This is a genomic window from Brevibacterium sp. Z349TD_9 (assembly GCF_056173565.1).
Map to the genome: position 1 here is coordinate 1210051 of NZ_CM149680.1, position 16642 is coordinate 1226692.

General features: G+C 65.8%; 17 protein-coding genes and 1 tRNA gene. 11 read left to right on the top strand and 7 right to left on the bottom strand.

All coding sequences use genetic code 11. From position 1 onward, the window contains the following. Window positions 1-7: 7 nt before the first annotated feature. From AC0VYB_RS05445 to AC0VYB_RS05460, 4 genes are all read left to right on the top strand, one after another. Complete coding sequence (locus AC0VYB_RS05445) at window positions 8-946, top strand: Ppx/GppA phosphatase family protein (RefSeq protein ID WP_144589291.1); 939 nt, start codon at window positions 8-10, stop codon at window positions 944-946. After that, complete coding sequence (locus AC0VYB_RS05450) at window positions 943-2223, top strand: S8 family peptidase (RefSeq protein WP_144589289.1); 1281 nt, start codon at window positions 943-945, stop codon at window positions 2221-2223. Before AC0VYB_RS05445 ends, AC0VYB_RS05450 begins: the two co-directional genes overlap by 4 nt. Window positions 2224-2304: 81 nt before the next feature. Next, a complete protein-coding gene (locus AC0VYB_RS05455) occupies window positions 2305-3678 on the top strand; it encodes an NAD(P)/FAD-dependent oxidoreductase (protein WP_009374431.1) in 1374 nt (457 codons plus the stop codon). A 125-nt stretch (window positions 3679-3803) separates the two neighbouring features. Continuing rightward, a complete protein-coding gene (locus AC0VYB_RS05460) occupies window positions 3804-4658 on the top strand; it encodes a hypothetical protein (protein WP_144589287.1) in 855 nt (284 codons plus the stop codon). Between the two features lie 71 nt (window positions 4659-4729). Here the strand turns inward: AC0VYB_RS05460 and AC0VYB_RS05465 are convergent, their stop codons facing one another. After that, window positions 4730-5335 carry an NAD(P)-dependent oxidoreductase gene (locus tag AC0VYB_RS05465; protein WP_144589285.1) on the bottom strand — a complete coding sequence of 202 codons (606 nt, stop codon included), beginning with the start codon at window positions 5333-5335 and terminating at the stop codon, window positions 4730-4732. A gap of 90 nt (window positions 5336-5425) precedes the next feature. Between AC0VYB_RS05465 and AC0VYB_RS05470 the strand changes: the two genes are divergently transcribed. Beyond that, window positions 5426-5800, top strand: coding sequence for a winged helix-turn-helix transcriptional regulator (locus AC0VYB_RS05470; protein WP_009374522.1), 375 nt, complete (start codon window positions 5426-5428; stop codon window positions 5798-5800). Here the strand turns inward: AC0VYB_RS05470 and AC0VYB_RS05475 are convergent. Then, a complete protein-coding gene (locus tag AC0VYB_RS05475; RefSeq protein ID WP_095376764.1) occupies window positions 5757-6212 on the bottom strand; it encodes a hypothetical protein in 456 nt (151 codons plus the stop codon). The genes AC0VYB_RS05470 and AC0VYB_RS05475 overlap by 44 nt on opposite strands. A 513-nt stretch (window positions 6213-6725) precedes the next feature. Between AC0VYB_RS05475 and AC0VYB_RS05480 the strand changes: the two genes are divergently transcribed. Continuing rightward, window positions 6726-7256, top strand: a complete 531-nt coding sequence (locus AC0VYB_RS05480) for a hypothetical protein (RefSeq protein ID WP_475385069.1) — start codon at window positions 6726-6728, stop codon at window positions 7254-7256. A gap of 26 nt (window positions 7257-7282) precedes the next feature. Here the strand turns inward: AC0VYB_RS05480 and AC0VYB_RS05485 are convergent, their stop codons facing one another. Continuing rightward, a complete protein-coding gene (locus tag AC0VYB_RS05485) occupies window positions 7283-8317 on the bottom strand; it encodes an IS30 family transposase (protein ID WP_009381402.1) in 1035 nt (344 codons plus the stop codon). An 87-nt stretch (window positions 8318-8404) separates the two neighbouring features. Here AC0VYB_RS05485 and AC0VYB_RS05490 point away from each other — a divergent pair, with 87 nt between their 5' ends. The 3 genes from AC0VYB_RS05490 (at window position 8405) to AC0VYB_RS05500 (ending at window position 10642) form a co-directional block, all read left to right on the top strand. Next, the gene (locus tag AC0VYB_RS05490; protein WP_095376762.1) at window positions 8405-8599 is read left to right on the top strand and encodes a hypothetical protein; all 195 of its coding nucleotides are present in this window, start codon (window positions 8405-8407) and stop codon (window positions 8597-8599) included. A gap of 1017 nt (window positions 8600-9616) precedes the next feature. Next, entirely contained in the window at window positions 9617-9874 is a 258-nt protein-coding gene (locus AC0VYB_RS05495) for a hypothetical protein (protein ID WP_255248954.1), read from the top strand. A 120-nt stretch (window positions 9875-9994) separates the two neighbouring features. Then, the gene (locus tag AC0VYB_RS05500) at window positions 9995-10642 is read left to right on the top strand and encodes a hypothetical protein (RefSeq protein WP_141236328.1); all 648 of its coding nucleotides are present in this window, start codon (window positions 9995-9997) and stop codon (window positions 10640-10642) included. Between the two features lie 704 nt (window positions 10643-11346). On the opposite strand, the gene AC0VYB_RS05505 is transcribed toward AC0VYB_RS05500, so the two are convergent. Further along, window positions 11347-11423 (bottom strand) — tRNA-Leu (locus tag AC0VYB_RS05505). 159 nt (window positions 11424-11582) lie between these two features. On the opposite strand from AC0VYB_RS05505, the gene AC0VYB_RS05510 reads away from it, so the two are divergent. Next, a complete protein-coding gene (locus tag AC0VYB_RS05510) occupies window positions 11583-12854 on the top strand; it encodes an MFS transporter (RefSeq protein WP_095375624.1) in 1272 nt (423 codons plus the stop codon). Between the two features lie 91 nt (window positions 12855-12945). Beyond that, complete coding sequence (gene ppk2, locus AC0VYB_RS05515; protein WP_009374533.1) at window positions 12946-13848, top strand: polyphosphate kinase 2; 903 nt, start codon at window positions 12946-12948, stop codon at window positions 13846-13848. Between the two features lie 92 nt (window positions 13849-13940). On the opposite strand, the gene AC0VYB_RS05520 is transcribed toward ppk2, so the two are convergent. From AC0VYB_RS05520 to AC0VYB_RS05530, 3 genes are all read right to left on the bottom strand, one after another. Next, complete coding sequence (locus tag AC0VYB_RS05520; protein ID WP_259821151.1) at window positions 13941-14213, bottom strand: hypothetical protein; 273 nt, start codon at window positions 14211-14213, stop codon at window positions 13941-13943. An 85-nt stretch (window positions 14214-14298) separates the two neighbouring features. Next, a complete protein-coding gene (locus AC0VYB_RS05525; protein ID WP_009374537.1) occupies window positions 14299-15192 on the bottom strand; it encodes an SDR family oxidoreductase in 894 nt (297 codons plus the stop codon). A 272-nt stretch (window positions 15193-15464) separates the two neighbouring features. Further along, window positions 15465-16583 carry a TIGR01906 family membrane protein gene (locus AC0VYB_RS05530; protein WP_259821150.1) on the bottom strand — a complete coding sequence of 373 codons (1119 nt, stop codon included), beginning with the start codon at window positions 16581-16583 and terminating at the stop codon, window positions 15465-15467. Window positions 16584-16642 lie beyond the last annotated feature (59 nt).

A 16642-nucleotide genomic window follows, 5' to 3' on the forward strand; every position in this document is an offset into this window, starting at 1 on the left:
GGAGACCATGCGCGTAGCCGCATTCGACTGCGGAACGAACTCGCTGCGCCTGCTCGTCGCCGACATCGATGACCACGGTGCGATGACCGAACTCCGCCGCGAGACCCGCATCGTCCGGCTCGGCCAGGGCGTCGACGCCACGGGGGAGTTCGCTCCCGAGGCCCTCGAGCGCACCTTCGCCGTCACCCGCGAGTACGCCGAGCTCGCCGCCGAGTACTCGCCGGAGCGGATCCGCTTCGTCGCCACCTCGGCGAGTCGGGACGTGAGGAACCGGGACGAGTTCTTCGCCGGCATCTTCGCGATCCTCGGCGTCGTCCCCGACGTCATCACCGGTGACGAGGAGGCCCGTCTGTCCTTCCTCGGCGCCACCGCCGGACGCAGCGCCGATGAGGGCCCGTTCCTCGTCATGGACCTCGGCGGGGGATCGACCGAGCTCGTCCTCGGTACCGGAGACGTCGAGGCCGCAGTGAGCATGGACATCGGCTCCGTGCGCCTGACCGAACGCCACATGGCCTCCGACCAGCCCGACGGCGAGCAGATCCGGGCGGCAGTGACCGACATCGACACCCACCTCGATGACGCCGCCGAGGTGGTCGACCTCGGCGCCGCCCGCACCTTCATCGGCGTGGCCGGGACCGTGACGACGCTGACCGCCGGCATCCTCGGACTCGACAGCTACCAGCGTGAGCGGATCCACGGGGCCCGTCTCACCGTCTCCGAGGTCGAGCGGCAGGCCGACGACCTCGTGCGCATGGATCGGGACGCCCGCGCCGCACTGCCCTACATGCATCCCGGTCGCGTCGACGTCATCGCCGCCGGCGGCCTCATCTTCGCCCGCACGGTCTCCCGAGTCGACGACGCCGTCCGCACCCGCGGAGGCGAGCTGGCGATCACGGTCTCCGAGACCGACATCCTCGACGGCATCGCCCTCGACCTCGCCTCATGACCCACCCGACCGCACACACCACGGGACGCCGGCTCACCGCCGGTGCGCGCCGGCTCGCGCTCATCGGACTCGTCATGGGTCTCATCGTCGGCACCGCCCAGCCCGCTCTCGCCGCGCCCAAGGCCGGGCCCGGACAGTGGTTCATCGAGGACTACGGCATCGACGAGCTGTGGAAGACCTCGACCGGGGAGGGCGTCAACGTCGCCGTCATCGACTCCGGGGTGAACAAGGACCACGCGGACCTCAAGGGCGTGGTGACGAAGGCCAAGGACTTCAGCGGACTCGGCAAGGACGGCACGACCCCGATCGGGGGCAAGGAGACGATCCACCACGGAACCGCGGTCGCCGGCGTCATCGCAGGCCAGGGGGAGGGGCCGGGTCCCGTCGGCGTCGCCCCCGACGCGAAGGTCCTCTCCGCCTCGATGTGGCTCGGACCCGACCGCCCGAAGGAGTCCGGTTCGACTCGCGAGCAGGCGGCTGAAGCAGTCCGCTGGGCCGTCGACAACGACGCGAAGGTCATCAACATGTCCCTCGGCTGGGACGATCCCGCGTGGCCGGAGAGCTGGGACAAGGCGTTCGCCTACGCGTACGAGAAGGACGTCCTCGTCGTCGCCTGTGTCGGCAACGCCTCCCAGGGTGCGACCCAGGCGTGGTCGCCCTCGACCGTGCCCGGCGTCATCGGCGTCGGCGGTCTCGGCAAGAACGGACGCGTGCTCGACGCCTCGACCGCACCGGGGACCGCCGTCGACCTCATGGGACCGGCGGCCGACATCCCGATCCCGTACTACTCAGGTGGCTACGCCGAGGGCCAGGGGTGTTCGTTCGCAGCACCCGTCGTCTCCGGAGTCGCCGCCCTCATCCGCGCGGAGAACCCCGACCTCAGCGCCGACGAGGTGGCGGCGAAGCTGCTCACCACCGCCAAGCCGGTGAAGGGCTACAAGGGTCAGAGCACTGCGGACAAGCCGGATCCGATCGTCGGCTGGGGTCGCCTCGATCCCGTGGCGGCGATGAAGGCAGACGTGCCGAAATCGGTGCCGAGTGCCGCCGACGCGCTCTCGAGCTGGGTGACGATGCACCGCCGCGCCGACAAGGACCCGACCGAGACCGAGACCGCTGCCCCGACCGAGGAGGGCGGTCAGAAGGCGGTCGCACCCACCGACGTCGTCTCCTCCCAATCGACGCCGACCCTCGGATACTGGACGCTCGGCGTCGGCGGGGCCGTCGCCCTGAGCCTCATCGTCCTCTCCCTCGTCATCCACCTGCGTCGCCGCCGCTGATCCTGAGGGCGTGATACGCGTCTCATCTGGGGCGTCGTCGGATGATTAGTGAAAGTTTTCACAAGGGCCTAGGATGGGGCTATGGCTCTCATCAGAAACTCGAAACTGCGTCCACGCATCCTCGTCGTCGGCGGCGGATACCTCGGTCTCGTCACGGCCCAGAATCTGCTGAAGAATCTCGGCCGCGGTGAAGCCACCGTGACCGTCATCGACCCCAACCCGTACATGACGTACCAGCCCTTCCTCCCCGAGGTGGCTGCCGGTTCGATCGAACCCCGTCACGCCGTCGTGCCGCTGCGCCGCAACCTGCCCGGCGCCGAGGTCATCACCGGCAAGGTGACGTCGATCAACCACGCCGACAAGTTCGTCGTCGTCGAACCCGAGAACGACGAGCCCTTCGAGCTCGACTACGACCACATCATCATGGCGGCCGGCTCCGTCGCCCGCACCCTGCCGATCCCCGGCCTCAAGGAGAACGCGATCGGCCTCAAGCGGATCGAGGAAGCCGTGGCCCTGCGCGACCACCTCCTCTCCCGTCTCGCCGACGCCGCCCTCATGGAGGACGACGAGGAACGCCGCAAGGCGCTCACCTTCGTCTTCGTCGGCGGCGGCTTCGCGGGAATCGAGCTCCTCGCCGAACTCGAGGACGTGGTCCGCTCCGCGATCTCCCAGTACGAGACCCTCACCGAGGCGGACGTCCGCTTCGTCCTCGTCGAGGCCCTCGGCCGCGTCATGCCCGAGGTCGGCGAGGCACAGGCCCGCTGGGTCGTCGAGCACCTGCGCGAGCGCGGCATCGACGTCTACCTCGAGACCTTCCTCCAGGACTGCACCGACAAGCACATCAAGCTCTCCAACGGCGAGGAGTTCGACGCCGACACGATCGTGTGGTCGGCCGGCGTCAAGGCCAACCCGGTCCTCGTCGACTCCGACCTGCCGATCGACGAACGCGGCCGCGTGACCGTGCGCGCCGATCTCCGTGTCGAGGGCGAAGACGGCGTCGTCGAGGGCGCCTGGGCAGCCGGTGACAACGCCGCCGTGCCCGACCTCTCCGGTGGCGGCGTCGGCGGATACTGCGTGCCCAACGCCCAGCACGCGGTGCGCCAGGCCCCGGTGCTCGCAGCGAACGTCCTCGCCGCCCTCCGCGGAGAGACCGAGTTCAAGCAGTACTTCCACAAGACGATCGGCTCGGTCGCCGGGCTCGGCCTCTACAAGGGCGTCTCCCAGATGGGCGACTTCGAGGCCCGCGGACTGCTCGCCTGGCTCATGCACCGTGCCTACCACGGCTACGCGATCCCGAGCATCGACCGCAAGGTCAAGGTCTTCGGCAACTGGATCCTCAACTTCGCGCTCGGCCGCGACAACTCGGCGCTCGTCGACCTCGACGTGCCCCGCAAGGCCTTCGTCGAGGCCGCTGAGTCGAAGCCGGTTCCCAAGAAGGAAGCCGTCTCGGCCTGAGGTCCGCCTCTGATTGACGCGCCGACGGCGCCGGAAGTGTTCGCACTTCCGGCGCCGTCGTCGTTCCAGGTTACGATTGGGTCTCCGCCGGGTCCGCGGACTCGCGATGAGGCTACTCTGAGTCCATGAAGCGCACCGTCGGCATCGCAGCCCTGGTGGTCGCCCTGCTGCTCGGCGGCTGCGGAATCGGCGGGGAGGATCAGGCGTCACCCGCGCCCGAGGCGACGACCGCCTCGGCGGCGGAGGCGCCACCGGCCGCAGGCACCCCGACGGCCGCTGAGGAGCCGCTGCCCCGCGGGCACTGCGGCACCGCTCCTGCACCCCTGGAGGATCAGAGTGTCTACCAGGGGACGCCGGAGACGGACTGCGGTGAGGCGATGCGGGCGGTCGGGGCGTTCGGCCGCGGAGACGACGCGGTCGACGAATCCGGGCACGGCACTCAGGTCGACGGGTGGCAGTGCGTGTTCCCGATGGACGCCGAGGTCGCCGACTACGGTCTCACGCTCGCCTGCGAGAAGGGCCCGCAGCGGTTCGTCGTCCGTCCCGCCTCCGTCGAGGCGCCCGCCGGCTACCACGTCCGGCCGTGGGACTACGAGGGCACGGCCACGGGTGCCGAGGGCATCTACTTCACCACCGAATCCCGCAAGCACCACTGCAGCTTCGCCGCCGACGGCGTCGGGTGCGACAACCTCAACTTCCCCGACGACCTCCCCGAGGTCGGATACATGGGCCAGCGGCAGCAGCCGACGGCGATCGTCCTCGGGGCCAGGGGCGCCGCCCGGTTCGCGGCCTTCGGGGATCCGACGTTCACCCAGTTCTCCGATTCCGGCGGCTGGGGCACGCAGACGCGGGTGCTCGGCTACGGTGAGCTCCTCATCGTCCGCGGCATCGCCTGCACGACGGATGAGGACCGCGGTGTCGTCTGCGTCAACGGCGACCACGGCTTCGCGATCTCCTCCCGGGACTACTCGCTCGACTGACCTCCCCGAGGCGGGACCTCGCCGAGGCGGTGGCCGAGCGGGACCCGGCCGCCGCCTCGGCGAGAGGCGAGTCAGTTGGCGACGGTGAAGCGGGAGTTGATGTGCGCGGGCTTCTCGATCTCATCGACCATCGCGATGGCGAAATCCTCGGCGGAGATCGCATCGCCCACCGGAGAGTCGGTGCCGACAGTGAACTTCCCGGTGCGCTCTCCCGGAGCGATGACCGGGGCAGGGGAGATGAGCGTCCACGGCTCGTAGTCGCCTGATCGGAGGATCTCGAGGGCGCGGGTGCCGGTCTCGGCTTCGGCCTTGTACTCCTCCGGGAAGCCCGGGGTGTCCTTGAGCATGACTCCGTCGACGAGGAGCGACCCGGCGCCGCCGACGACGAAGATCCGCGTGTCGCCGCTGGCGGCGGCGATGGTGCGGAGGGCATCGAGCCATTCTCCGTGGTCGCCGCCGGTGCGGCTGGGGCCGGTGGTCGAGACGATGACGTCGTGATCGGCGACGATCTGCGCATCGAAGGCGGCGTCGCCCATCTCGCCCGTGATGCTGCGTGCGGCGCCGGGAACCTCGGTGCCCGAGCGGGTGATGGCGGTGACTTCGTGGCCCCGATCGGCGGCTTCCATGGTCACACGCGAGCCGACCATTCCCGATGCTCCGAAGAGTGCGATCCTCATGGTGAGTCCTTTCGACGGTGTTGCTGAGTTGACATCACAAAGATATGCTTTGGGTACCGGGTACCTCAAAGATACTATTGGAGCCATTCCATGGGAATCAGCTGGGAAGGCAACGCCTTCGACCCCGAATGCCCGACGCGGGTGATCCTCGATCGGATCGGTGACAAGTGGACCGTGCTCATCATCGATGTCCTCGAGAACGGGCCGCTGCGGTTCAACGAGATCCGCCTGGCGATCGGGGGCATCACCCCGAAGGTGCTCACGTCGACGCTGCGATCGCTGGCCGCCGACGGGCTCATCACCCGGGAGGCCTACGCCGAGGTGCCTCCGCGCGTCGAATACCGGCTGACCGACCTCGGGCGCTCACTGCGCGAACCCGTGGCCACTCTGCGCCGCTGGGCCGAACTCAACGCTGCTGCGATCACCGACAATCGGGAGCGTGAGGAGTCGGCGGCCGGCCGCTGAGCGCGGCCACCACCTCGGCGAGCTCGCGCAGCTCCCCGGCGATCCGATACCGGCGGGGGTGGCCGGAGTGCACCCAGTTGTTCGTGATCATCGACGCACTCGCCCCGTTCGTGATCGCCTTGAACTCCTCGACGTCGAGGCCGGCCGCGCGATCGGCGAGGAGCCGGTCGCTCACCTCGGGGGAGAGGGCGGACCAGTGATCGGCCGCCTCGGAGCCGATGACATGCCACTGCCCGCCGGCCTCGCGATAGGCGAGCGGTCGCGAGGTCGGTGCAGCGGACCGTCCGGCGGCGGCGTCCTCCTCGGACGGGGTGACGATGACTGCCGGACCTGGGGCATCGACGGCGCGCGGGTCGTCGATGCCGATGACAGGCTGCGGCGGCTGCCCGGGGGAGAGGAGGAGAGAGGTCATAGGGCCATCATGCCCGAGAGTCGCGAACGCGGCGAGCCGATTCCATGGGTCCCCCCCACTGGGACTCGAACCCAGACTGCATCGATGTGGAATCAACCATTTCCTCGGCTTTCATTGAGTGTCTCCCGGCCCGCGAATCCTGAGATCCTGTCTTTGCCTGGCGGCTCGGGGTGCCAAGATCTTTCGTTGGATTCCGTTGACAACGTTGAGTAAAAGTTGAGCGAGTCGAACTCGCGGCCAGGTCGACTTGGTTCATGACGACAGTGTCTCGCTCGCACATACCGCGTTCTACTGCTTGTTTGGAGTGAACTCTGGCAACTAGCGACCATTGCTGCGCGAGTATTCGCTGGAGCCCTGAAGACTCCGCGAGAGACACTCATGCTCGTTCAAAGGTTCGTTGGGCACCAGTGGGTTTTAACCAGCAAAACATGACGCAGGACACCCTCGTAACGAATTGGATACTAAAGTGGTAGTGATTATGTGCTTGAACGGTCAAAGAATTATGATCCAATCATGCCCAAGAAGCTCTTTGTCGCCGTTGTGGCTGCCTCCTTCATTATCACTGGCTGCTCCGCTGAAGAAGAGACCTCCGTAGCAACGGGGCCGGCCGCGGCTGAGGCAGAAGCGGCCAGCCCCGCCGCCGAGGAATTCGCGTCGATCATTGCTGAAGGGCGCAGAGACGTTGATGATTGGCTCGAGACGTGGGATGAGAATGGCTGCAGCCCCATGGGGGTAGCAAATGGAACAGACATTATGGCCTGTGAACTCAGCCTTATAAGCGGCAGCCTCATTGCCGAGACCAAGCGGCTCGAACTCGACTCCGCCACGAACGAAAACTCTCTGGTCTACCTCGGAGATCCGCCAGTATCCATTGCAGTCATCTGGCAATCCACCGAGGATGCAGCCACGGCGGCTTCTGAGGCGGGGGAGGCGATACCGGAGGACTGTTCGACAAGCGACGACTGCGTCAGCAAAGTCATGGACTTCGAAATGGCGATGGAAGACCTGCAAGGAAAGTACGACGCATGGGCCCCGTACATGTGATTAGAAAGCCAACCCACACGGCGATGTCAAGGCGTCGAAGCAACATGGGGCTCGCCGGCGAGCAGTCGAGCGAATGCCTCGGTGGGCGTGAGATAGCCCAGTCGGCGGCGGGGTCGATTGTTGATCTCCTCGGCGATGGTGGTGAGGTAGGGCTGGTGATCGGGGATCACCGTGCCCTTGGGCAGATACTCCCGGTAGAGCCGGTTCGTGTTCTCGTTGCTGGGCCTCTGCCAGGGCGAGTGGGGATCGGCGAAGTAGACCGGCATCGCCGTGGCCAGGGAGACCTTCGCGTGCTGGGCCATCTCGCTGCCCTGGTCCCACGCCAACGATGCCTTCATCATCTCGGGCAGGTCGTTGAAAAACTCGATGACCGCGTCAGCGGTTGGCTCGGCGTGTTTCGAGGGCAGGGCCAGCAGCCCGGTGAACCCGCTCATCCGCTCCACCAGCGTCGCCGCGCACGAGGTGCCGTTCTTCCCGATGATCAGGTCACCCTCCCAGTGCCCCGGCACCCGACGCTGGGCGGCGTCCTCACCTCGCTCCGCGATCGGGACCATACCTACGATTGGGCCACCGCGCGTCCGCCCGGTCGTACGTGGTCGGCGCTTGGTCCGCTTGGACTGCAGGAAGATGCCCTTGCGGGCGAGCTCACCCTTCGGGATTGCGTAGATGTACTGGTAGATAGCCTCACCGGAGACGGTTCGGCCGCGTGCGTCAGGAGAGTTCGCCATGCGTTCAACGGTCGGGTCTGTCGCCTCCAGACGCAACCGGCCCGCTATCTCGTTCGGCGTCCAGGACGCGGCCAGGTCGGCGTCCACCCTCGCCTGCAGCACCGGATCCCCCGCGACCTTCCGCTGCTGCGGGCGAGCTCGCCGACGCTGCGCTCTGACGTCTGCGGTCACGGCCTGGTAGCCGCGGGTCTTCGTCGAGTTCCGGTGAAGCTCCCGCGAGATCACCGACGGGCAACGCCCCAGGTGACGGGCGATCCTCCGCACCGACCAGCCCGCTTTCGAGGCCGCCGAGATCTCCGACCTGTCGCTGAACGACAACCCCACCCGCGCCATCTGCACACTCCACCGATCAGACCCCCGCCGACCGGGAGTGTTGCTTCGACGCTATGACACCACCCACTACTCAGGAGAGCACAAGCCATGGGAACATTCTTCGGATTGCTGATCGTCTGGGCAATCAGCCTCGTCATCCTCATCCTCGTCATCGCGCAAGGCGTGCGTGTCGGCATGCGGTGGTCGCGCAGGGACGAGCGGCGTGAACGTGAGACTGCCGGCCAGCCATATCGGCCCGGCGAGTCGATCTTCAATTACAAGCCGCAGCAGAAGTTCAAGTAACTGGCCTCCCTGCCCACCAAACGTCGGCCGGCGACAATCGGACGCCAAGCGTCTGGTATCGACGGTCGGAGTGGTCGACGAAGATCGCATCATCGAACCCGAGAAATGTCGCCGCATGTCGGCTCACACCGCACCGCCGCTATGGATCGGCTCGGAACACGATTGCCGTTTTCGACGCGCGGCGTTCCACGGTCATAGACACCCTCGAGGGCATTTTCATACCTTCACAGCAATCTGCCTCTCCTGGCCGAGAGGGGTTGTGGAAGGTCCCGATAGTCGACCACGGAAATCGAGTACACCTCACGGCCCCTGGCACGCGAATATGTGTCTGATGGGGTCAGTATTGAAGACGGTACGCACTAGCGGGATCTCTACCAAGTGTTCACTGAACTGGAACGAAATAGCTGGTAGTTCATCACATACACAATGGACCGACATGGCTCTGCCCCTAACATGTGAGACTTGGCCTGTGTTGCGTCTGAGATCGGTACCGGTGCTCGTCTTCATCGCCTGCGACCTTTCGAGCGTAAGATCCGCGATACTAGAAGATCCTGCGGCATAGATGCAAGATTCTAGCTCAGTCCGCTTCACCAGTAATCGAAGCCGGCCGCAAGGGCCGCCTTCGTGTCAGCCACGGTTACTACAATAGTTCTCAGAGCACCGAAGCCCTGGAGATCTCCAGGGTGGAGCTGTCCAGGGCTCGATGTCTAGTTGGGGAACTAGGGTATCGAGACTATCAGCTCCATGCGCAGTGCTCGCAATGGGTCACGGCCCAGAATGGAGGTGGTGCCAGATGGCACGCACCGTGAATAGAAGCGCTCGTACGGGACGATTCGTCAAGGCCTCGACAGCCCGTCGAAGTCCGTCAACAACAGTGACTGAGCGTGTGGGGCCCGGCACGTCGAACAGGACGACCGTCAATCGTTCGGCGGCAACAGGTCGTTTCGTCAAAGAGTCGACGGCTCAGCGTCACCCCGGCAAGACGATCAAGCAAAGCGTGTGACGATGAGTTCCGATGTGACAATCGACTATTCCGACAGTTTCGATCGCGATCTGAAGAAGCTGATGAAAGACGAGATCAAGGGCCTCGCTCAAAGCTGGCAGAAGATGTTCAATGACCTGTCCAAGCGCTATGCGGGGAAACCAGATTCCACCATCAAGCCTGTACTCAGGCGCGAATGGAAGAAGCTCGGGGGCTCACCCTCTGATCGAGATCTCACTGAGTATGCGAATCTCATCAGTGAGGGCACCGATATCAAAGTGAAACTCAAATAGTGGTGAGAACTGGTGCGCGGCGGCCCTTCTTCGGAGCGGGTGCCGCGCACCAGTTGCCCGCAGAGTTCGCGTGAACGTTGATTGGACACTTTGAGCACAGTTTCGTGCCACCATATGGATATGACTCCCCACAGTCGCACAGGTGCCGTTCTCTCAGCAGTTGACCAGATACCTGTCGAGTATTTCTCCATGTACGGCGGAGGATGGATCGATGAAATATCAACGGCACTGCTTGATGCTGTCTTCTCGATCCGCGCACGTTATCGCGCCGCGGACCCGAGCAGAGGAGTCAGCGGTCGAGTGAGAACCTTCCGCGACGTCGAGGCAGGGGCGAGGGACAACCTGGTTGTACTGAGCAGTCTGGGGAGTGTGCGCATTGGAGAGATCATTGGGTTCGGCACAACTGGTGGCCGTCCTAAGAGCGAGGCGGTCATCGCTGCCTCCGATCGGTTTATCGCCGCGGGAATCATTCATGCTCGCGACTTTCTCGAAGCTGACGCTCATGAGATGAAGAGGACATATACCAGCGTGCGCGGATTGGGATGGGTGACCTTCGAGTACTTCACTATGCTGCTCGGGGTTCCCGGGGTCAAAGCTGACACCATGATCACCCGCTTCGTGAACAACGCCCTGATAGCGGCTAATATCGAACCAGTCGGATCCCACTCGGCGCGAGAAATCGTTGTCGATACATTCGATAAGTCGGGAAGGAACGGGTCCCTTAGTGCTTTTGAGAACGCACTTTGGCGCTTCCAGAGCGACTCATAGACGCGATGGCATCCCCGATGTGGGCATTGCTTCGTCCGGGCGCAGTCGTATGGGTCTGCTGAAGGCTTAGTTGATTCCGGGGCTTATGCCGCCAGTACGACCTCCTCGTGGTGAACCAGCTCGATTTCAACCGCGGCCTGTGTACCCAAACGCCGCTGCCGACGCTTTCGGCGATACGTCTTATTAATCCGGTGCACGATCCTATTGCTCAATCGCGCTGGCGAAACCCGACGGCACCGCACGAGGACGTTCGTCTGCAACACAGTGAAGAACGACTCCATCGCTGCATCTTCCCCAGCAGCGTCCTCTCGACTCCAACTGAATCCAACGCGGTGTTTCCGCCTGGAGCGCGAACGTTGACGTGAGCGAACTATTATCGGCGGTCCTTTCACGAGGCGCTCAAGGCAAAGAACGACTCTGATGGCGTCTCGTCGCCAGTCTTCCGAGAATCTGCTGCCATGCTCATTGAAGCCGAGGCGACTCTACAGGCGGAGTCAACTGTGCTTGGGCACTCCGAGAGTATGGTCACCGAGAAGCGGGGCGTGCAGAAGGTGTCGGCGCGGCTCAGGGAATCACGGAGATCCTCGACCGACCCGCGCAGAACTGAAATGACAGAAGATGGGGTAGGTGTGGGGTTCTCGACTCCGAACCAAGCAGGCGTCAGTCTACGGATCTGCTCCGCCGCAGGTGAGAGATTGCGGCTGTGGTCCCCCCACTGGGACTCGAACCCAGACTGAATCGATTTTAAGTCGACTGCCTCTGCCGATTGGGCTATAGGGGGAGGAGCGCCGTCGCATCGCCAGCACTCACTCTACCGTCCCATGTTCCCGGGTGCGCGGCCGCGCGTCCTCCGGATCGGCTGCCACCGACGGCAGCGCCCTCGAGGTCATCCTTTGAGACGCATTGCTTCAGATTGTGAACGAGGGCTAACGTCTCACCCATGACCCCGACCCCGCCCAGCCGACAGGCCTGGGTCATCCTCGTCGTCGGAGTGGCCTCGCAGATGGCGGCGACCGTAGCGATCACCGGTCCCGCGTTCCTCATCCCGCACCTCACCCGCGAGCTCGGCTACTCGCTCACCCAGGCAGGCACCGTCGCGGTGGCCCCGAGCTTCGGACTTCTCCTCACGCTCATCGCCTGGGGCGCCTTCGCCGACCGGTTCGGGGAGAGGCTCGCGATGTCACTCGGTCTCGGCCTCACCGCGCTCGCCTCGGCTGCGGCCGTCGCCGTCGCCGGCTCACCGATTCTGCTCACCGTCGCCATCGCCGCCTCGGGTGCCGCAGCCGCCTCGGTGAACTCGGCGAGCGGTCGCGTCGTCATCGGCTGGTTCCCCCGACACCGCCGGGGGCTTGCGATGGGCATCCGGCAGATGTCCCAGCCCCTGGGCACTGCGCTCGCCGCCCTCACCGTCCCACCCATCGCCGCCGCCGGCGGCATCGCCGCCTACCTCTGGTTCGCCGCCGCCGTCACCGCGCTCATGACGATCGTGTGCGTCCTCCTCGTCCGCAATCCTCCCCCCGCCGAGGCGGCCCCGAGTCTCGTGCCCACCGCCGAGGACGACGGGGTTCGGGGGAGTGCGGGAGCCGAGGAGACGGATCGTGACAGGCAGAGCGGGGGAGCAGCCTCGGCGGGGAATCCCTACCGGTCGGATGCCTTCCTCTGGCGCATCCACGTCGTCTCCGCACTCCTCGTCGTCCCCCAGTTCGCATTCTCGACGTACGGACTCATCTGGCTCATCGCCGACCAGGGCGTCTCGGCGGCGATGGCCGGAGGCATCGTCGCCGCCGCTCAGCTCACCGGTGCTCTCGGGCGTCTCGTCGTCGGCGGTGCCTCGGACGCGCTCGGAACCCGAGTGGGCCTCATCCGCCTCATCGCCGTCGCGGCCTGCGCGCTTACCGGCGGTGTCGCCCTTGTCTCCCTCACCTCTCTTCCCGTCATCGCCGCGATCGTCTTCGTCCTCGCCTCGACGGTGTCCGTCGCCGACAACGGACTCGCGTTCGCCTCGGTGGCCGAAGCGGCCGGCCCCCGCTGGTCGGGGAAGGCGCTGGGAGCCCAGAACACGGGACAGTTCGCGGTCTCCGCCCTCGTCGGGCCCGGCCTCGGCGCGCTCATCACCGTGCTCGGATACCCGCTGTCGTTCGCGATCGTCGCCGTGTTCCCCCTCATCGGGGCAGGGCTGGTTCCGAAAGGCGACATCGATCGCATAACCTGATGTTCACCTCGACCCAATACCGTCCCAGTTGCCGGCACCGCTCCCCACAATCCCCACCCGGTGCAGGCACCGCCGAAGCGAAGGAGAGACCGTGTCCATCCTGCCGAACGAGAACCTGCGCGAGTACATCGACAAGCTGCGCATCGAGGGATACACGGTCACCGACAGTCACACCCCGGACCCGCAGCTCATCGATCCGCTCGGACGCGCCGTCGAGACCTGGCGTGAAGGCTACCCGTATCCGGACCTCATGGACCGGGAGGAGTACGAGATCGAGAAGTACCGCCTCCAGGTCGAGCTGCTGAAGTTCCAGTACTGGGGGCAGGACACGGACGCCAAGCACGTCGTCGTCTTCGAAGGACGCGACGCCGCAGGCAAGGGCGGGACGATCAAACGTTTCACCGAGCACCTCAACCCGCGTGCGGCGAGAGTGGTGGCACTCAACAAGCCCTCGGACCGGGAGGCCGGTCAGTGGTACTTCCAGCGCTACATCTCGCACCTGCCGACCAGCGGCGAGATCGTCATGTTCGACCGTTCGTGGTACAACCGGGCCAATGTCGAACGGGTCATGGGCTTCTGCACGGAATCCGAGTACCAGACGTTCATGGAGCAGGCTCCCGTGTTCGAGAAGATGCTCATCGACTCCGACGTCCACGTCACGAAGTTCTGGTTCTCCGTCACCCAGCGCGAGCAGCGCACCCGGTTCGCCATCCGACAGATCGACCCCGTCCGCCGATGGAAGCTCTCGCCGATGGACCTCGAGTCCCTGGGACGGTGGGACGACTACACGCTCGCGAAGGAGGAGACCTTCCGGCGCACCGACACCGACCACGCTCCGTGGATCACGATCAAGAGCAATGACAAGAAGCGCGCGAGGCTCAATGCGATGCGCTACTTCCTCAACCAGTTCGACTACGCGGGCAAGGACACCTCGGTCGTCTACGCCCCGGATCCCCTTCTCGTGCGCCGCGGACGCGACGCCGTCGACGACTGAGCACCGACGACACGAGCCGCCGACGACACAGACCAGCCGCCGATGACGGGTGCGTCATCGGCGGCTGGTCGGCAGGGCTGGGTCTCGGGCGCTCAGGCCGGAGGCTCCGGGGGTCCGTCGTCCTGAGATGACGAGTCGTCCGTGAGGACGGCGTCGACATCGACCGGACCTGCGTCCTCGGAGCCGAACTTCTCCGAGTCGACCTCGTGCTCCTCGGTCTTCCCGTCGCTGTTCGATGCACTGCCTCCCACGGAGTGCTCGTCGCGGTCGACAGTCACCTTCGGTGCGGTGGTCTCTGCCACGGCCGGTTTCGAGCTCTTGTCCGGCACGGTCTCCTCGGTGGTGTGCTCATCGTCGGTGCTCATGTCTGCCTCCTCCTTCGTCGTGGTGGTTCGTCGGGCGTGGGTGCCCGGCGTCTGTGGGATGCGGGTGCGCCGGTGCCGGTTGCGGTCACGGCGAGGGCTCGCCGCCGTTGACGTTGAGCGTCTCACCGATGACGTAGCTCGATTCGGGCGAGGTGAGGAAGACGTAGGCGGGGGCCACCTCGGTGGGCTGTCCGGCCCGTCCGATCGGCGTCGACTTCCCGAACTCCGGCAGCGCCTCCTTGGGCTGGCCGTCGGAGACCTGGAGCGGAGTCCAGAACGGGCCCGGGGCGACCGCGTTGACGCGGATGCCCTGCGGGGCCAGCTGCTGGGCGAGGCCCTTGGTGAAGTTGTTGATCGCCGCCTTCGTCGAGGCGTAGTCGATGAGATGGGCCGAGGGGCTGTAGGCCTGGACCGAAGTCGTGTTGACGATCGTCGAACCGGCAGGAAGCAGCGGGATCGCTGCCTTGGAGATGCGGAAGATCGCCGCGATGTTCGTCTGATAGGTCGCGTCCCACTGCTCATCGCTGAGGTCGGCGATGTCCTCGACGGAGATCTGGCGTCCGGCATTGTTGACCACGGCGTCGAGCCCGCCGAGGGCGCTGGCTGCGGACTCGACGAGTTCGCGGCAGAACTGGGCGTCGCTGAGGTCGCCGGGGAGGAGGTGGACGCTCTGCCCGGTCGCCTCGATGACCGTCTTCACCGCCTCGGCGTCGGGCTGCTCCTCGGGGAGGTAGTTGAGGGCGACATCGGCGCCCTCCCGGGCGAAGGCGATGGCCACGGCGGCGCCGATTCCCGAGTCGCCGCCGGTGATGAGCGCCTTGCGCCCCGTCAGCCTGCCGGTGCCGCGGTATGAGTCCTCTCCGCGGTCGGTCTGGGGTTCGAGGTCGCGGTCGAGGCCGGGTTCCGGCTGGTCCTGCTCGGGTGGGCTGATGACCGGGTAGCGGGTCACGGGATTCTGGAAGGTCAGCTGGTCCGCCATTGTCGGCTCCTTCGTCGGGTGCTTCCGATACGGCATGGTGCCTTACCTTCAACGGTAGTCACGATGAGGCATGGGCGCAAGGCCGACCGGACGGTGGCTGCGCCGCCGGCTCCCCTCCGCCGAGGTCGAACGTGGAGCCGGTGATGACAGCGATGCGGCCGTGGAGGCGGTGATGACAGCGATGCGGCCGGGTGGAAGGGGAAAGACCACCCGGCCGGAACCGTGGGGGCGCTCACGCGCCGAGGGAGACCGTGCGAGCGCACGGTGTGGAATCAGATCGCGTCGGCCGCTTCGCGCTGAGCCTTGCGGGCGGCGCGGCGCTTCTTGTGACCGGCGAAGCTGAAGAGGAAGACGATGATGGCGAGCAGCAGGAAGATCGCTCCGGCGCCGATGCCCGCATCGACCCAGAACTGCGGCGGGAAGAGCCGGATGAGTGAATCGTCGGCGTAGAACTCCCACGTGCCGTCGGCGAAGAAGATGCGGTGGAAGCCGCGGAAGAAGCTCTCCCAGCCCAGCAGTGCGACGACTGCGATGCCGGCCATGGCGATGATGCTGAAGATCGCGCCGAGCCGGAAGCCGAAGCGCATCCCCATGCCGCCCTTGCGCGAGAGGTAGAGCGAGAAGAGCACGGTGCCGATGAAGGCGATGATCGCGATGAGGTAGAGCAGAGAGATGAGCCCTTTGACGTCGGCCATGTGGTTGAGCTCGTCGGAGATGAAGACCGGTTCTCCGGTGGGCAGGATGACATCGGCGAGGTAGCGCCGGGAGTCGAGGTTGTGGAGGTAGTCGATGACGTACGTCGCATAGTGCTCGCGATCGGCCTGGCCGAACCCGAACTGGTCGGCGGGGAATCCCGGGCGGAAGTACTCGAACTTGAGGAACATCCCCGACGCGATCGTCCGCACGGCCAGGGCGAGGAGGATGAAGGGCACCGAGAGGGCGATCCAGATCGTGCCGATGATCTCGAGGGGGTTCCTCCGCCGCTCCGGGAACTCGGGTTCATGGGTGTCGCGCGAGGTCGCCGCCTTCGTCACCGCCGCCCAGTCGGCGTCGCTCATCACCGAGGACCGGGAGCCGGTACTCGCGGCCGTGTTCGACGTCGCGGCGGGCGCCGCCGAGGTGTCCGCCTGGTGCGCTGGGACCTCACGGGTCCGTGCGGTGTCCTGGGGGGCGGTGGAATGGGCGGGGGTGACCCGAACCGGTCCCGTCGAGGGCCGGGGTTCGTCCTTGCGGATAGGGTCCGTGATCGGATCGAACGCCTCGGTGTCGGTCGACGGGTCGTTCGCTGCCGTCAGCGGTGCCTTCGACGGTGTCTCGGCAGCACTGTGCGACCCCGAGCTCATTCGCCTGCTCAGAAGGTCATCGGTCTCGTTCTTCTCGTCTCCAGCCACGTTCCCATTGTCAGCGACGGGTGCCGGAGAGCCCGGGAGGACACGCCCTGAAGCCGGAG

Excerpts from the sequence above, each read along its gene's own strand:
- AC0VYB_RS05445 (WP_144589291.1), top strand. The coding sequence starts at position 8 with ATGCGCGTAGCCGCATTCGACTGCGGAACGAACTCGCTGCGCCTGCTC.
- AC0VYB_RS05450 (WP_144589289.1), top strand. The coding sequence starts at position 943 with ATGACCCACCCGACCGCACACACCACGGGACGCCGGCTCACCGCCGGT.
- AC0VYB_RS05455 (WP_009374431.1), top strand. The coding sequence starts at position 2,305 with ATGGCTCTCATCAGAAACTCGAAACTGCGTCCACGCATCCTCGTCGTC.
- AC0VYB_RS05460 (WP_144589287.1), top strand. The coding sequence starts at position 3,804 with ATGAAGCGCACCGTCGGCATCGCAGCCCTGGTGGTCGCCCTGCTGCTC.
- AC0VYB_RS05465 (WP_144589285.1), bottom strand. The coding sequence starts at position 5,335 with ATGAGGATCGCACTCTTCGGAGCATCGGGAATGGTCGGCTCGCGTGTG.
- AC0VYB_RS05470 (WP_009374522.1), top strand. The coding sequence starts at position 5,426 with ATGGGAATCAGCTGGGAAGGCAACGCCTTCGACCCCGAATGCCCGACG.
- AC0VYB_RS05475 (WP_095376764.1), bottom strand. The coding sequence starts at position 6,212 with ATGACCTCTCTCCTCCTCTCCCCCGGGCAGCCGCCGCAGCCTGTCATC.
- AC0VYB_RS05480 (WP_475385069.1), top strand. The coding sequence starts at position 6,726 with ATGCCCAAGAAGCTCTTTGTCGCCGTTGTGGCTGCCTCCTTCATTATC.
- AC0VYB_RS05485 (WP_009381402.1), bottom strand. The coding sequence starts at position 8,317 with ATGGCGCGGGTGGGGTTGTCGTTCAGCGACAGGTCGGAGATCTCGGCG.
- AC0VYB_RS05490 (WP_095376762.1), top strand. The coding sequence starts at position 8,405 with ATGGGAACATTCTTCGGATTGCTGATCGTCTGGGCAATCAGCCTCGTC.
- AC0VYB_RS05500 (WP_141236328.1), top strand. The coding sequence starts at position 9,995 with ATGACTCCCCACAGTCGCACAGGTGCCGTTCTCTCAGCAGTTGACCAG.
- AC0VYB_RS05510 (WP_095375624.1), top strand. The coding sequence starts at position 11,583 with ATGACCCCGACCCCGCCCAGCCGACAGGCCTGGGTCATCCTCGTCGTC.
- AC0VYB_RS05520 (WP_259821151.1), bottom strand. The coding sequence starts at position 14,213 with ATGAGCACCGACGATGAGCACACCACCGAGGAGACCGTGCCGGACAAG.
- AC0VYB_RS05525 (WP_009374537.1), bottom strand. The coding sequence starts at position 15,192 with ATGGCGGACCAGCTGACCTTCCAGAATCCCGTGACCCGCTACCCGGTC.